15 protein-coding genes are annotated in these 15,594 nt (G+C 63.1%); 4 read left to right on the top strand and 11 right to left on the bottom strand.

The window, feature by feature from the left end; all coding sequences use genetic code 11:
• Positions 1–16 precede the first annotated feature (16 nt).
• A complete protein-coding gene (locus AB3X86_RS10985; RefSeq protein ID WP_368595987.1) occupies positions 17–1,276 on the bottom strand; it encodes a hypothetical protein in 1,260 nt (419 codons plus the stop codon).
• Between the two features lie 43 nt (positions 1,277–1,319).
• Complete coding sequence (locus AB3X86_RS10980; protein WP_368595986.1) at positions 1,320–2,042, bottom strand: NADPH-dependent F420 reductase; 723 nt, start codon at positions 2,040–2,042, stop codon at positions 1,320–1,322.
• Positions 2,043–2,219: 177 nt separating this feature from the next.
• Between AB3X86_RS10980 and AB3X86_RS10975 the strand changes: the two genes are divergently transcribed.
• A complete protein-coding gene (locus AB3X86_RS10975; protein WP_368595985.1) occupies positions 2,220–2,717 on the top strand; it encodes a nuclear transport factor 2 family protein in 498 nt (165 codons plus the stop codon).
• A 130-nt stretch (positions 2,718–2,847) separates the two neighbouring features.
• Positions 2,848–3,759: a LysR family transcriptional regulator gene (locus AB3X86_RS10970; protein ID WP_368595984.1), complete on the top strand. Its 912-nt coding sequence runs from the start codon at positions 2,848–2,850 to the stop codon at positions 3,757–3,759.
• An 80-nt stretch (positions 3,760–3,839) separates the two neighbouring features.
• Here the strand turns inward: AB3X86_RS10970 and AB3X86_RS10965 are convergent, their stop codons facing one another.
• On the bottom strand, positions 3,840–4,751 hold the full coding sequence (locus tag AB3X86_RS10965) for a LysR family transcriptional regulator (protein ID WP_368595983.1): 912 nt from the start codon (positions 4,749–4,751) through the stop codon (positions 3,840–3,842).
• 212 nt (positions 4,752–4,963) lie between these two features.
• On the opposite strand from AB3X86_RS10965, the gene AB3X86_RS10960 reads away from it, so the two are divergent.
• A complete protein-coding gene (locus tag AB3X86_RS10960; RefSeq protein WP_368595982.1) occupies positions 4,964–5,941 on the top strand; it encodes a zinc-binding alcohol dehydrogenase family protein in 978 nt (325 codons plus the stop codon).
• 44 nt (positions 5,942–5,985) lie between these two features.
• On the opposite strand, the gene AB3X86_RS10955 is transcribed toward AB3X86_RS10960, so the two are convergent.
• From AB3X86_RS10955 to AB3X86_RS10945, 3 genes are all read right to left on the bottom strand, one after another.
• Positions 5,986–6,324, bottom strand: a complete 339-nt coding sequence (locus AB3X86_RS10955) for a hypothetical protein (protein ID WP_368595981.1) — start codon at positions 6,322–6,324, stop codon at positions 5,986–5,988.
• 112 nt (positions 6,325–6,436) lie between these two features.
• A complete protein-coding gene (locus AB3X86_RS10950) occupies positions 6,437–7,486 on the bottom strand; it encodes a methyltransferase (protein WP_368595980.1) in 1,050 nt (349 codons plus the stop codon).
• A gap of 465 nt (positions 7,487–7,951) precedes the next feature.
• On the bottom strand, positions 7,952–8,137 hold the full coding sequence (locus AB3X86_RS10945) for a hypothetical protein (protein ID WP_368595979.1): 186 nt from the start codon (positions 8,135–8,137) through the stop codon (positions 7,952–7,954).
• 148 nt (positions 8,138–8,285) lie between these two features.
• Here AB3X86_RS10945 and tssA point away from each other — a divergent pair, with 148 nt between their 5' ends.
• Positions 8,286–9,353 (top strand): type VI secretion system protein TssA, encoded by a 1,068-nt coding sequence (gene tssA, locus AB3X86_RS10940; RefSeq protein ID WP_368595978.1) that lies wholly within the window; start codon positions 8,286–8,288, stop codon positions 9,351–9,353.
• Between the two features lie 13 nt (positions 9,354–9,366).
• On the opposite strand, the gene AB3X86_RS10935 is transcribed toward tssA, so the two are convergent.
• Genes AB3X86_RS10935 through tssM form a run of 5 tightly spaced genes read right to left on the bottom strand, consistent with a single transcriptional unit; the run spans position 9,367 to position 15,593 of the window.
• Positions 9,367–9,666: a hypothetical protein gene (locus tag AB3X86_RS10935; protein WP_368595977.1), complete on the bottom strand. Its 300-nt coding sequence runs from the start codon at positions 9,664–9,666 to the stop codon at positions 9,367–9,369.
• Positions 9,663–9,803, bottom strand: a complete 141-nt coding sequence (locus AB3X86_RS10930; protein ID WP_368595976.1) for a hypothetical protein — start codon at positions 9,801–9,803, stop codon at positions 9,663–9,665. The genes AB3X86_RS10935 and AB3X86_RS10930 overlap by 4 nt, the downstream gene beginning before the upstream one ends.
• Entirely contained in the window at positions 9,803–10,522 is a 720-nt protein-coding gene (locus AB3X86_RS10925; protein ID WP_368595975.1) for a PP2C family serine/threonine-protein phosphatase, read from the bottom strand. Before AB3X86_RS10925 ends, AB3X86_RS10930 begins: the two co-directional genes overlap by 1 nt.
• Entirely contained in the window at positions 10,519–11,991 is a 1,473-nt protein-coding gene (gene tagF / locus AB3X86_RS10920) for a type VI secretion system-associated protein TagF (RefSeq protein ID WP_368595974.1), read from the bottom strand. The genes AB3X86_RS10925 and tagF overlap by 4 nt, the downstream gene beginning before the upstream one ends.
• On the bottom strand, positions 11,988–15,593 hold the full coding sequence (tssM, locus tag AB3X86_RS10915; RefSeq protein ID WP_368595973.1) for a type VI secretion system membrane subunit TssM: 3,606 nt from the start codon (positions 15,591–15,593) through the stop codon (positions 11,988–11,990). The genes tagF and tssM overlap by 4 nt, the downstream gene beginning before the upstream one ends.
• Position 15,594: the final 1 nt, after the last annotated feature.

Here is a 15,594-nt window from a genome sequence, read left to right as displayed (position 1 = left end):
TGGTTGTCGTTCGATGCTAGATGGTGGCGAATCCGCCACCGGCAGCCGTCAATCCACCGCTGACCTCGAGCGCATCGATCGCGCCATGCAGTTCCAGCGGATTGACGCCTTCGCCATGCGTGATCAGGCCGCCGGCGATTGCGATCTTGCGCGCCGATCCTCCGGGCTTGATGCTGAGCGCCGTCGCTGCAAGTCGGACAACGACGCCTTTGACCAGTGAGTCGCCCGTACCCCCCCACGTCTCGATGCCCCGGCGGACGGTGATTTCGCCGACAGGCTGGCTGATCTGAATGCCCACTGCGCCATCAGCATGCGTGACGACCCGCTCGAATTGCGCTGACCGCACGGTGCCCGTGTAGACATTGAAGCCGCGCGATCCCTGCCCGAACGTCTCGATCAACGCGTTGACTTCGAGCCGCTCGAGGGAGCCGAAATTCACGAAGCCGATGCCGCTCGGCCCGTGGGACGTGACCTTCCCGTCGACGATCCAGCGATCGACGGTTCCCCAGTTGTCGAGCACCATGTCATTCGAACCGTAGGTCGTCACCGGGCCGTGATTGTGCACGTTGGCGACGCATGCGCCCGACACGACGAACAAGCCGCCGGTGATGCGATCCGGCGTGCCTGGTGCGATGCCGCCATCGCTGTGGACGGCGCCGGTTTCAAGGCGATGCGCGACGACACGCCCGCCCGTCTCTCCGGCGCCGCCGACGAAGATGCCGCTGCCGCGAACCGGCGCACCGGCACGGCCCGCCGAAAGCCCGGTGAGGTCCGCCGTGATGACCACGCCGCGGTCTTCGCGCTGATTCCAGAGCGTGAAGACGCCAGGAACGACTTCGACACCATATCCCTTCGGGCGCTCTTCATAGCCACGGGCGTCCGCGGCCCAAATGTCGATATCGTGGGCTTCGACATGACCGCCTGCCACGCTGTCGCGGGCCAGCAACTGCACGACGCCCGCAATGCTCAGAGCTTGCAGCACGAGCCGACCGAACCCGTCGACACGGGTGTCGTTGAAAATGGCGCGCCGATCGGGGTCCGTGGAAAGCCGCAAGCCCTCGACCCGATTGTCTGCCGAAAGCTCCAGCCCGTCGCTGCCGGGCGCGAAGCGCAGGGCAGCATCTGCGTCGAGGCCGGTCAGAGCCAGGCCGGGCCGCAGGCGAAGGGCTGTCACCCCATCGATCTGCGCTGAAACGACGATATGCAGAATCTGGTCGTCGTCGAGCGCCGTCTGCAATTCGGCGCGCGTGGAGACGGTGCGCGTTTCGGTGTTCATGGTGAGTCGTTCTCCATGATCTGATGCACGGTGCGCACGCCGTTTAGACGAGCGACACGGCCTCTTTGGCGCTGACCAGCTTGCCAAGCTTTCCATACTCGTGCAGATCGCCGCCAACCTCGATCCGGATCGACTGGTCGATGCCGCCCACGCGCACGGGAGAAAAACCGCTGACGGTAATGAGTCTTGCCACGACCTCGCCGGCTTGTGCATCGTCCGCTGCATAGAACAGCACGGCACGCTCCGGCGACCGGTTTGCGCCGGCTTCCAGCGATTCGGCGCCCAGCGTGCCGAACGCCTTGACGAGGCGCGCCCGATCCGGGAGCAGCCCGCAAATCAACACGCCAGAAGATTGCTCGTCAGGAATGATCTTCCTGTATCCGCCCTTCCCGTCCGGGGCAATCGGGTTTGACGGGTCCACGATGATCTTCCCCGCCAGCGCCTCACGATGGGTGACGAGAAATTGCCTGATTGCGTCGAACTGGATCGCCAGGACAATGACGTCCGCCTTGGCAATTGCATCCTCGACCGTCGACGCTTCGGCATAGTTGCCGAGGTCCCGGGCCACCTCCTCGGCCTCATCCGGCGTCCTTGCCGCGACGATGATCGTCTCGCCACCAATTACCAGATTCTTCGCCAGCCGGGAACCTATGCTTCCAAGGCCGATGATTGCCGTGCTCATGACAGTTGCCCTCCTTTCTGTTTCCCGCCTGCGTAACCGCAACGGTGCATCGCGGGGGATGATGTAATCAGTGACGCTTTGCATTCGTCTTCGCTGTCGAAAGCGTGCACGACGTTTCCCGTTTCGTTAAGAGCTGCTGCTCAAATACTCGTGACACGCAATGTGTTCTGGATGGTAGCCAACCGTTCGGCTGACCGCTAACGGACATCGCGGAAATCGGATTTCCATTTCTGGAAAGCTCACGCGAGAGGCCGCGTTTGTATGCTCGAACGTGTACCCCTGATGGGGAGGAAGAAGCCCATGCTCGCGCCAACCGAAGTGCTGTCCTCGATACTCGAGAAGCCAACCGAGATCGAGCGCGTCCGTGCGCTCGTCACACCTGACGTGACCTATGTTTCGCTCAACTGCGACAATCCCGTTCTGAAGCGGATCATGCCGTGGGCCGGTACGTATCGCGGTCCGGAGAGCATCGTGAAGACCTTTGTGGATGTCGGCCGTTACCGGGAGATTCAATCCTTCGAGCCGGAGGCGCTGTTCGGCACCGACGAATACGCCGCCATGTTCGGCCGTTTGACGTACCGATCGACGGTACTCTCAAAGGTCGTGACGACGCCCTTCGCGGTGTTCGCCAAGGTCGAACATGGCCGCTGCACATATCTCCGGTTCATGGAGGACACGTTCGCGACAGGCGCGTCGTTCCGAAGCGGCGGAAGCTGGACTTTTCAAGGCAATCCGAACGGCGAGCGAGTCGTGCTGTAGGCGACGTATCCTTTACGTCGCCACGGGCGGACGGCTGCCTTGCTGCCGCCCGGTTGCGGCGGTAACCTGCGTCAGACGATTGAGGCCGCAGATCGCCAGCAAGGTGCGGGGCGGACGGAGCGTAACGGTAATGAAAGATCTGAATACGCTGCTGATTTTTGCGAAGGTTGTCGAGGCGAGCAGTTTCTCGGAGGGCGCGAGGCGGCTGAAGATGCCCATTTCCTCAGTGAGCCGCCGTATTGCCGAACTCGAAAATCAGCTGGGTGTTCGTTTGCTCGATCGATCCACGCATCACCTGAGGCTCACAGACTTCGGCACCGAAGTATTCGAGCTCGCGAGACAGGCAACCGAGGTCAGCGAAGCCGTCGACAATGTCATTTCGAACCGCCTGCCCGAGGTGTCCGGCGCCGTACGGCTCTGTGCGCCGCCAAACCTCTCCGATTCGCTGATCGTACCTGTCGTCGGAGCCTTTCATCAGTCTTACCCGAACGTCGAGGTCAAGGCATTCATTACCGAACGCATCGTCGACCAGATAGCCGAGGACGTCGATATCGCGTTCAAGGTCGGAACCTTCACCGACGCGACGCTCGCGGCGCGCACGCTTCTGAGCTACCGGCATCAGCTCGTTGCAAGTCCAAAGTACCTCGCCAGATGCCCGCCTCCGGAATCGCCGCGGGACCTTCCCGCGCACAGGCTTTTCGCGTTCTCTTTCTGGAAGCCGGACTATTGCTGGAGCTTCGTTCATGTCAACGACCGGGATACCGAAACGGTTTCCTTCCAGCCGACAATTGCCATGAACGATTACACCGGGCTCATTGTGGCGCTGCTCGAGGGCTGCGGCATTGGAGAACTGCCGCCCATCGTCCAGCCAGACCTGGTGCGCAGCGGGCAGCTCGTCGAGGTCTTGCCGGACTGGCATCTGCCGGTGTTCGACCTGACCATCGCCAACCTGCGCGACCGCTATCTGCCCCGGCAGGTCCGCATCTTCAGGGACTTCGCGTCGAAGATGGTGCCTGGGCTCTTTGGCACCTTACCATCCTGAAAAGGCGAAAACAGGCGATACCACCGAAGCCGTTTCAATCATTCGAAGTCCGTCCGTCAGGAGGTCGAATGTTCTGTACTTTACTCCGGAATATCCGGAAACAACACGGGTGCCATTTCAATCGCGAATTCCTTGAAGAGCCTGCATGGTTTAGACATGTGCCGGTTGCCCAGGTAGACGAGTGAGAGGTCGTAGGTCGGTAGGCGCCACTGCGGCATCACTTCCACCAGCTTGCCCTCGCGGACGAGATCGGGCCGAACCACAGGGGGCAGCTCACCAATGCCGGCACCTCCCAGCAACATGGACGCGAGGCCGGCAAAATCGTTCATCGCGAATAACGGCCGGAACGTGAGCGTCTGCTTTTCGCCTCCATTCTCGTGCACGAAGCACCAGCTGCAATCCGCCTTCCAGTGCGAAAACGCAAGGAGGCGATGCTCGAGCAGATCCTGCGGTTTTCGGATCGCCCCGCAGCGCTTAAGGCAGGCGGGCGTTGCCACGATGCGATGCCGATAGGCCAGAAGGCGCCGCGCGACCAGCGACGAATCGCGCAATGCACCAACCCGGAACACAAGGTCGACGCCGTCCGCGATATGTTCGACGTAGCGCTCGGTAACGAGAATCTGAAAACGCACGTTCGGATAGCGCTTCTGGAATTCCAGGACGAGCGGCGTCAGCAAGGTGTCCGAAACGCTCGGCGGCGCCGAAAGGCGCAAGAGCCCTGACACGTCCGAGAGATGGCTGGAAGCGACCCTGTCGATGGCCTCACCCAGCTCGACGCCTCGCACGGCTTGCTCATACACCTCCTTGCCGAGGTCGGTGAGGGTGAGATTACGCGTGGAGCGCTCCAGGAGCCGAACGCCCAGTGCCTTCTCGAACTCTGCGATGTGCCGGCTGACCGTAGAGACCGGCATGCCAAGCCGGCGTGCCGCCTCGGAAAGGCTTCCCGATTCGACCACCTTTGCGAATATCACCAGCGAGCTGAGGTTCGCCATCGCTTTTCCATCATTGGAAAACCATTGTGCGCCAATCGTCAGCGGCGTCGCAAGAGCGGGCGCCAACCCAGAGTACGAGCGCGCACGTGACGTGTCATGGCACGATGACCTTCCCGGAACTGGAAAACAATTTTCTGCTTTTCCGCCTACCGGAAAATCGCGGCTCGTCTATGGTTTCGAATAGACACTCGCGAGCCGAAAAGGAGGCATCGATGACGACCATGAAAGCAGCAGTGATCCACGAGCCGGGTGGTCCTGAGGTGTTCAGACTCGAACAACGTCCCATACCGACGCCGCAGCGCGGCGAGGTGCTGATCCGCGTGAAGGCGTTCGGACTCAATCGGTCCGAAATGTTTACGCGCCAGGGATTTTCCCAGAGCGTGAAGTTTCCGCGCGTGCTGGGAATCGAGGCGGTCGGCATCGTGGAAGACGCACCGGGAATGGAGTTCGCCAAGGGCGATACGGTTACCACCGCGATGGGAGGCTTGGGGCGTGAGTTCGACGGCAGCTATGCGGAGTACACCTGCGTACCTGCCCGCCAGGTGCAAAAACTGGTCGCTGGCCTGGCCTGGGAAACGCTCGGCGCAATGCCGGAAATGCTTCAGACCGCGTGGGGCTCGCTGTTCAAGGCTCTCGCGCTGCAAGAGCGGGACCGGCTGCTGATTCGGGGCGGAACGACATCGGTTGGACTTGCCGCCGCGGCAATCGCCAAAGCGCACGGTGCGTTCGTGATTTCGACGACCCGCAATCCGCAGAAAGGCGACGCGCTGCGTGCGAATGGCGCCGACCGTGTCGTCATAGACTCGGGCGCAATCGCGCAGGAGATCGGCGAAGTGTCGCCCGGCGGCGTGGATAAAGTGCTGGAACTCATCGGAACCACGACGCTGAAGGACTCGTTACGATGCGCGAAACAAGGCGGCGTGGTGTGCATGACTGGCATTGTTGGCAACCAGTGGTCGTTCGATACCTTCAGTCCGATGGAAGTGATACCGAGCACGGTGAAACTCACCATTTACGACGGCGGAGTCAATGAATTCATGGCGACGCCGTATGACGAATTGCTGGCGCAGGTGAAGGCCGGAACACTTCGTGTCCCTGTTGGGAAGGTTTTTCGGCTCGACGAAATCGTGGAAGCACACCGGTGCATGGAAGAGAACAAGGCTGGAGGGAAGATCGTCGTGCTGCCATGAAGGCGGCCTCCAGGCGATTGCACCGACCGATGGAAGCCCCCATCTCACGTTTCGCGATACACACCGACAATAGCTGGCCAGAAGGAAACCGCGCCCGCGATGGCCTCCGAAGCACCTTCACTAATGGCGACCCGGCCGACCTGGGCCAGAGTGCAACGCGCCGCAAAATTCCATAATTTCCTTGTGCACGAAACGCCGCTATCTTTTGGCGGCCAGATGAACGTCAAGCTGGCCGCAACCCGGCTAGCCGGAGTCGTCACGACGACCGCAAAGCGGAACGTCCGAAATGAACTCTGAGAGCCGGCCGTCGCCGCCCCCTGCAAGCGAGCGAGCAGCAGTCGTTCGGCACCGACCTTGGGCGAACGACTGGTGAGCAGGCGCATCCGCGTCGTCACACGGACATCAGCAGTGGCCGACTAGCGCGCGTTGCGCATCGGGCGGGTTTCGGAGTGGACCAGCCGTTCGAGTGACCACAGCATCCCTGCGCCTGCCACGCTACCGGATTCCGATAATCATCGAGTTTTGCCCGACCAGCGGCTCGACTCTAACCTCTCGGAAACCTGCCTCGGTCATCCATTCACGGCACTGCCTGGCGGTATAGTCGAAACCACCGGGGGTCTCGATCAGCATGTTCAAACTCATCAGCAAACCGAAAGCGTTCCGTCTGCGCTCGTCGTCAATCACCGCGTCGTAGACGATCAAACATCCGCCAGCAGGCAGCGCCTCGTAACTCTTCGCGAGCAACTCGCGCTTCTGTTCGAGATTCCAGTCGTGAAGAATATGTCCCATCACCAGCACGTCGGCCGAAGGCAACGCGTCTTTGAAGAAGTCGCCTGGATGAAAGTGAATTCGATCCTGTAGATCGTTCGCCGCAATGTAGTCGTTGAACACGGGACTGACCGCGGGCAGATCGAACCCAATACCCGCAAGATGCTCGTGCGCACGCGCGACCTCCGCCGCCAAGGCACCCTGCGCAGTACCGACGTCGACGAACAAGCGATAGTTCTGCCATGGAAACTTCTGCGCAATCTCTTTTGCCAGATCCAGGCTCACGCCAGTCATCGCGCCCAGAAACTCACGGAGCCCGCGTTCGTTCTGATAGATTGCGTGGAACGGGTCACCGCCCTGCTTTGCTTCGTTCTGCGGTAGCCCGGTGCGCAGCGCTTCGGTCAGCGAACCCCAGAACGGATATAAGCGGTTGTTGGTCATGAGCAACATTCCTCCGATACAACCCGGCTTTGCTCTGTCTAGAAACGCACCTGCGTCAGCAGTGTTCCGGTACAGGCCGTCGTCTCGATCCAGGACCCCTAGCGCAACCAGAGCATCGAGAAAGTCCAGCGCCGATCTCGGATGCAACTGCAATTCCTCGATCAGTTGGGTCGCATTGCGGGGGCCCTTCCCAAGAACCGTGAACAGGTCAAGTTCGACCGCGGATAGCAGCGTCTTTGAGGCCCAAAACCCCATCGCCAACTGAAGCAGCTTTTGGGGAGAGTCGGCGGATGCACTCCCGGTTTCAGACGTGAAGGTGCTCGATTGCGTTTCCATTGGCTTATTTCCTTTCGCAGAGGTACTAAGGTGTTCCCCGCTGGCCTTGCTTCGCTATGTGAATCTTCTTCTGAAACGTACAGACTCCGTTGGCGACGACGACTTCCTGGCGAATGTCGAATTGCCTGTTTGCAACAACAGAACACTGTGCCGGCGAACATTATTCCCCGCTCGCCTCGCATTCCACACATCGGCAACGCGTCGTTACGTTGCTCGATGTCGTGCCAGCGCCGCCACGTCCCTAGCCTCCAGTCACATGAATCGTCAGGCGCTATGAGCTTTCCCGCAGCGCCTGATAGGCACGTCCGGTAGACATGCGCTTTTCTGTAATCGCTTGTGCACGTCCGGTGACCGTCGCGAGGATGTCCGCCGGCGTTGTTTCAGGAGAACCGGACTGGAATGGTGGCTGCGGATCGTAGGCCACATAGAGTTGCGCCCCTTCTCTGGCGACTCATCGCTGCTGGTTTACGCCTGCCAGGCGTATTGCTGGAACATCTCCTCGAGCGGCGGGTTGGTGACGCTGCCGGTATAGTTCGTCATGGTCGACGCTGCGACGACCAGGATGACATCGAGCACCAGAGCCTGTTCGAACCCGGCGGCCGTAAAGGATGCAACGTCCTGATCGTCGAGACGGCCACGCTTGTCGATCAACGAATAGTGATGTACCGGAGCCTCGCCAATTACATCGCACGCAATAGAAAGTGCTCGCTGACCGAAGATTGGATGACACGGAACAAACACCGAGTGTTAGCTGTTATGTGGTTGTTCTCTCCGGCCTCTACTTCCTCGCGAGTCAGTCATGACGCTATTCGATCCAGACAAACTGCTACGTCCTGTCGATGACCATTCCCCGACAGGCGATAACCTCGAATACGACCCGGAATTCATCGCGCTCGAACAGATCGCAACGCCGATATCCGAGCGGGCGATGGGCGACAGCCTGAAGGCCGCCGTAGAACCCGACTGGGACAGGGTGGCAAGCGCCGCCGAGGCTTTATTCAGCCATACCAAGGATCTGCGCGTAGCGATCCATCTGACGGCTTCCGCGGCCCGCATACACGGCGTCGCAGGTTGGAGCGCCGGCCTTGGGCTGGTTCGTGGTCTGCTGGAGCGTTACTGGAATGAGGTCCACCCCCAGTTGGAAGCCGACGACGACAACGACGTGACGGCGCGCTCCAACGCGATCAGGCCACTTGGCGATCCCCGGAGTGTGCTCGCGTATTTCCGCAAGGCGCCCTTCGTGACCTCGCCTCGGCTCGGCCGCTTTTCGTTGCGCGATCTGCGCATCGCGACAGGCGCAATCGATCCGACGCCATCCGCCGAGGGCGCGCCGCCGACACTGCCCGAGCTCGAAGCGTGCTGCATGGATTGCCCCGTCGACCAGTTACCCGCTGCGTCAGCGGCGCTTGCCTGCGCGCTGGATCACGCGCGCGCCATCGCTGCGATTGCGAGCGAAAAGCTGGGCGCGGCTGGCCCCGATCTGAACCAGCTCTGCGGCGATATCGAAGAACTGAAGAAGTTCGTCGATACGCAATTGTCAAGGCGCTTTCCAGAACTCGGCGAAGCACACACCTCAGGATTGGCGTCGGCCGGCGAGGACGCGCCCGGCGAGCATCCACTCGCCAAACCGGGCCCCCGGCGCGATGATGAAAAAAATAACGGGCGAATCCAGGGACCTGACGACATCGCCCTGCGTCTCGATGAGATCTGCGAATACTATGAACATCACGAACCGTCCAGTCCGCTTCCGGTCCTGCTCAAGCGAGCCCGACGTCTGGTCGGCAAGAGCTTCGCGGAGGTCCTGAAAAACGTCGCACCCGGCAGCCTTGCGGAACTGCAGACGCTGGCCGGGCCCGAGGAAGAATAAGTCTCGCGGGCCACTATCGAGCAAAGGCGGACCAGCAAAACAGCACGGTGCTCACCACGACTACGCAGAGCAGCAACGCGCACGCGCCAAGCAGCCTGACACTGTAGCCCCGGCGCGGTGCCACCCCTTCAGCACTGCGCGCGCCGTCGGCCGCCCGTCGCTCGCTATTGCCGGCACCCGCAGTGTCCCGAACCATCGATTCGAGCAAGACGCGGCGGCGTTGCCGATATTCGTTGCGCTGAATCCGCTGCAAGCGATGAGCTACGTCGAGCGCACGCAATGCTTCGTTGACCTGTTGTTCGTCCACGCTCATTCCTGCCGCCTCCTCTTTCCATCGCCGGCACTTCCGGGCGTGTGCTCGTTCAGCGCCTCGCTCTTGTCGAGCGCTCCGCCGAGGCCGCGCTCCCGTTGCTGCATGCCGTTGCGATTGGCGAGCTTTTCGTAGGACATCACGATGCTTCAAACCGCACGATGACGGCGGAGATGTTGTCGCGCGCGTGGCGTGCCAGGGCGAGCTCGAACAGGCACTCGATCTGCAGGTCTGGACTACGCGGCTGACGAAAAGTCGCCGTCAGTTCGCCGTCGCTCAATTCCTTGTTGACGCCGTCCGAGCACAGCAGGAATTGCATGCCGGCACGGCTGGCGGCAACGGCCCAGTCAACGTAGAGCGTTTCATGGGCTCCAACCGCCCGGGTCAGCGCGCCCGCGCCGGCGCCGGCCTGCGCGCCGCGTCCAGAATGCATGACGTCAATCGGCCGAACTTCCGCGTGGTCGCGGGTGAGTTGCGTCAGTGCGCCGTTTTCCTGCACGTACACCCGGCTATCGCCGACCCAGCCGCACAACACGAACTGCGGGGCATGCACCAGCAGCGCGACGGTCGAGCCGATCAGGTCGGCTCGCCGCGTGGCGGCGGCCTCGCGCAGTTCGGTGTTCACCTGCTGCAGACCGTCTTCGATCGCGGCAATGAAGTCGAACACGTCGTCATTGCGTTTCAGCGCGCCGAGCCGCTCGACGATCAGCGCGCTCGCGTAGTCGCCCGCGCAATGGCCGCCCAGACCATCGGCCACCGCCCACAGTCCGAGGTCCTCGCGAACGAGAATCGCGTCTTCATTGCGGCTGCGCACGTTACCTGTCTCGGTGCGGCCCGCGGAGCGGCAACGCGTCGTCATGAGCCGACTCCGATCACGGCCAGCGGCCATTGCGCGGGCCGCCCGGCTAGCCCCGCGCACGCCGCGAGATGCAGGCGGGCGTCCTCGTTCGTGGGCAAGGCCAGCGCATCGCTCAGACACGCGCGCGAAAGCTCGGTGAGCGCGCGCGTGACGAGCAGCACCAGCCGGTCCCCGTCCTCGAGCGTGACGCACGCTTCGTCGCAATCGGGCTCTTCGGCGGCACCGATGCCCGGCATCGTGAACCAGGCATTGCCGAACAACAGATCATCGAATTCGCCACCCGCGCCGGCCGCCCGCTCGACGAACAGCGGTTGTAACTGGCCACGCCGGTAGTGCCAGGCAGCCACCGCGCCGACGCGCAGCAATCGCACCTGCGCTGCGTCGAAACGCGCGACGAGGGCGGCGCCGTTTTCTGTTGCTGCGTGGCGTGCATCGTGCCGGGCCTCGCGCAATTGCGCGTGCAGCGCCAGCAGGCCGGACCGCAAACCAGGCAGATCCGCCGCGCAGCGCTGCGCCGTCTCGCGAATGGCGCGGGCCGCGTCTCGCTGCGGGTGGGACGGCCCGTCGTTGGCGCTCAGCACCAGCGTGCGGCCGTCGTCGAGCAGCAGTAATGCGTCATCGGGGTCCGCAGAGGGATGGACTGCCGACACGGCTTCGGGCAACGCTTGATCGTCAATATGCGACGCAAGCGGGGCGCACGCCCTGTATGCCGCGTCCAACGACGGCACATTCGTCGATGGATCACCGGAGGCTGCCCCGGTGAATGCCAATCCCTCGACGTCCAACGGATCGCACGTCTCATGCATCGCCACCGGGTCCAGCAACGCCGCATAGCTCAGTGGCAAGCCGCGTGTGGCGAGCAGGCGCCTGGCGCCCTCGGTCCACCAGAGGCACCAAGGCCCCGGCTGCCGGCCGAGCTGCGACCAGGCTTCGGCAAGCATCACCGCTGCGGTTGCGCCTTCGGGCAGCGCCAATTGCCATTGGCCGCCATCCCACGGCAGCGCGCGCCAGAGCGTGGCCATGTCCGTCGCCGGTTCCGCGCGCGTCTGCGGACCGGGCAATGCCGCCACGCGCGCGTCGAACGTTTCGACGCTCACGGCTTCGCGCTGTGCGCCGCGATAGACGCGCTCGAGCGCATCGAACCATGCGTGATTGCCGAGCAGCGTGGCGATATCGCGGTCGCAGGGCGCAGCCAGCACCATTGGAAAGGCTCGGCCGAGCCGGTCGTGGGCCGGCCCGACCAGCCCACACCATGTGACGTTGCCGCACACCCCTGCGGGCAGCACGAAGCGCCACGCCGCGCCCTGCCGCCACGCGCCGTGCCAGTGCGCGCCGAACTCGCGGCATCCGGCTTCGATCGCGCGCTGGAAGTGACGGTCCCAGCTTTCGACGAATGCGGATGGCAGCCGCCGCTGAACGAAATCGCCCGCACCGGGCAGCTTGCCGAAGAAGCCGACGCCCCCGTTCATCGCGGGCACCTGAAACGCCGGACCACATAGTTGAGAAATGGGCTCTGCAGACTCGCTGGCGCGACAGGCAACTTCGCGGCATGGCCGCCGAAGTCGAAACTCGCCAGATAGCGCAGCTCGCTCTGCCTTTGCAGATGGCCCGCATCGAGAGCGTGAAAGAGCGCCCACTCGCCGTCGAACTTCAGCGGCGTACCGACGATTTGCCCCGACGCGTCGAACGCGCTGACGACCGCATGCCCAGGCTGCGGTCCGGGCCAAGTCATCTGCATGCTGGCGGGACCATTACCTGCACTACCGGTGTAGTCGTACTTCTGCCCGTCGACCTCGACAGTCAGCCTCGCGATCGACGGGTCGAGCTGCGGCGCGAACAGCGTAAAGCCGACCTGCGGCTGCGCGCCATTGCGGAAATAGATCTGGCGGATCGCGTCGGCGGTCTGCGCATCGCTCAGCACGGCATCTGGGCCGGCAGCAGAGCCAGGCTTCCAGCGCCAGTTGCGACCACTGGTATCGACGGATCTCGCAAGCGTCGACTTGAAGAAGCTGTCGAAGCGGCCGCCGCTGCCAAACAGCTCCGCGAAATTCTGCAAGGGAACATCCGATGTGCCGTTCGACGCGAACGGATAGCGTCCGTCCACGAGCCTCGCACAGTCGTTGCCCGCCGCTTCGCGAAACTGGCTCGCGAGCGCTGCGCTGCCGCCGCTTGCGACGAGTTCCACGCTCTTGCCTGTCACGCCAGAGATCAGCGTAGCCACCTGCGGCGGCAACTGTTCGCTCTCCTGGCGCGCCGCGAGCACGGCTGGGTTGTTCTGCGTGCCGGGCGCGCTCAGGTCGGTCATCGTGAGCAGGTTCTTGCCGAGTTGGTCGAGCACGGTGCTCATCTGATCGAGCGGCGTCGAACCGGGTGTGCCGACGCTCACCTGGTTCAACTGTGCGAAATGCGCCTCGATGGCGGCGCCCGGCTGGCTGGCCGACGCTTGGCCCGAACCCACGCCAGCGTTTGCGGCATTTGCGCCGCGGCTGCCCGGTGGCCCGTTCGGCAGCGTCGCGCCCGCACCACGCAGCTCGCGTGCGAGAGGCGTATTCAGCGCGCGTCGCGTGACGAGGTTCTCGCCGACCGTCGCCGCCTCCGCACCCACCGCCGACGCCGACGAAGCCGGTGTTGCACCGTCGACCGTGGTACCGCGCAACATATCACTGGTGTTGTCACGCACGAGATGCAACAGCGCCTTTAGCGGCGAACTCGGGCCCGACAGTTTCGCGGCCAGCGCACTCGCGCCTTGAATATCGGACACCGGCTGAAGCTGGAGATCGGAAAGCAGCGCGTCCCATGCCTTGATGTAAGCCTGCTCGTACAGCGTCAGCACTTGCTGCTCATAGCGCGAGCGAGCGAGTGGATCGATGCGGCTGGCGTTGAACACCCAGTAGTCTTTCACGAAACCGTCCACCGACCGATCGATTCCGCCGTACGCCTCGGCGGCGAATACCGGCCTCGTGAACAGTGCGGGAAACGGCTGCGAAAGTGGTGCACCGCTTTTCCGGTTGAATACATTGCCAAGAAGTCCTAGAGACTGATCGAGACGCACCGGCGGCGCACCCGAACGATTCGCGTCGAGCTGGACGCTGCCGTAGATCAGCGTAGCGAGATCGGCCGTCTTCAGCGTCGCCCGTGCCTGATCGATCAGCGCATTGTCGAGTGTCAGGGCGCGCGGCTTTACCGGATCGTCGACCAATGCAGAAAAGTGCTTGTCGAGCGCCTTCTGGATCGTCGGGTCCTGCGGGAACAGACGTTGCCATTCGATGCGGGCGAGCGCGGCCAGCTCGCCAGGATCGAAATGCTGAGGCTGGCCCAGCATCAGATAGCCCTTCAGGTAGTCGTAGAGCGACTGCACATCGTTCGCGCTGGCGCTGAGTCCTTCGCGAAAGCGCACGCCCGCGCCGGGCAGCAAAGTGCCATCCAGTTCGCGCAGATACGCGCGATGCACCTGCTCGAATAGCGCGTGCCCTTGGAACAGGCCTAAGCGCATCAGCCATGGCACATGGCCCTGATATCGACCCGCGACGTCCTGTGCGCCGGAGATGACTTCGAGGCGAGCAAGCGCACGCGCGAAATAAGCCTTGATGTCTGGTGCTGCGGCGAGGCTGCTGGCGGGCGGCAAACCTTCCAGCGAGTCCCGGACCTGCGCGACGTAAAGGCGGTTGCGCGTGTAGCTGGTGGCGAAGCCGCCAATCAATAGCGTCGTGACGAGCGCGATGCCCAGGTACGCGCCGGTCTGCATCAGAAGCATCCGCCGTTCAAGCCGCGGATTGGTGCCGACGAGGCCCGACTCGCGGAACAGCACTTCTTTCAGCAGCCGCTCGACGAAAAAGGTCCGCGCTTGCGTGCTGCCGCCCTGCACGCGTGCAGCGTCGACGCCGAAGGTGCGCGCGACCGCGCTCAGCATACGGTCGATGGGCGCGTCCTGCTGGGTGCCGGAGGTCAGATAGACGCCGCGCAGCAGCGGTGTTGCGCCGTATTGATGCCGCCCGAACACGCCTTCGACGAACTGCCGGGCGATTTCGCGAAACGCCCCGAGCTGCTGCGGAAAGCTGAGCACGGCGGCGCGCCGGCTGCGATCGCGCTCTCCATGCAAACGCTCGATCACACGGGTATTGAGACGCTCCAGCAAGAGGTCGAACTCGTCCGCGAAGCACGCACAGGCGCTGCCTTCAATACCCGCCGCGACGCGAAACGTCATGCCCCAGACCTGGCTGCGCAGATCAGGCCCGAGGTCGTCAAAGAACTCGGTGAAACCCGCCACGAGATCGCACTTGGTGAACACGAGGTACACGGGCGCCGCCACCTTCAAATGCTGAGCGAGTTCGTCCAGGCGCCGACGCACCGTGCGCACGTGCTGTTGACGCGCAGCTTCGTCGAGTGTCAGCAGATCGGACACGCTCATCGTCACGATCACGCCGTTCAACGGACGGCGTCGCCGGTACCGGCGCAATAGCGACAGAAATGCCAGCCATGCCGAAGCATCGGCGGTCGCATCGGAGTCCTGCGTGGTGTAGCGGCCCGCGGTGTCCAGAAACACAGCCTCGTCGGTGAACCACCAGTCGCAGTTGCGCGTGCCGCCGATGCCACGCAGCGCCTCCTTGCCAAAGCGCTCCGACAGCGGAAACTCCAGGCCGGAATTCTGCACCAGCGTGCTCTTGCCCGAGCCTGGCGGACCGATCACGACATACCAGGGTAGCGCATAGAGATTGCTGCCGTTTTTGCGTGTCTTGCGCAACGTGTCGATCGCTTCGCGAAAGCGCAGCCGCAACTGCTCTCGCTCGGCGCCGGCGGGATCCCCGGCGGGAAGCTCGGCGTCCTGCCCCGCAAGCTCGCCAGACAATTGCGACGTCTTGCGCCGCGCGCGCCATTGCAGCGCCTGCTCGTAAAGCAGCCAGGCCAGCACGAGCGCGAAGATCAGCGCGAGCCGCGCTGCGGGGCTCGCGAGCGGTTGCCGTGCGCCGATGCCCAGATAAGGACCGCCCAGCCAGATCAGCACAGCGATCAGCAGCAGGCCGATCGCGACGGGGAACCACCGGGACGTCACCCAGTTCTTCAGCGTTTTCATG

Origin of the sequence: Paraburkholderia sp. BR14374, assembly GCF_040948685.1 — a bacterium.
Classification (GTDB): Bacteria; Pseudomonadota; Gammaproteobacteria; order Burkholderiales; family Burkholderiaceae; genus Paraburkholderia; species Paraburkholderia youngii.
Note: the sequence above shows the minus strand (reverse complement) of the source record. Positions and strands in the feature narration are given on the sequence as shown.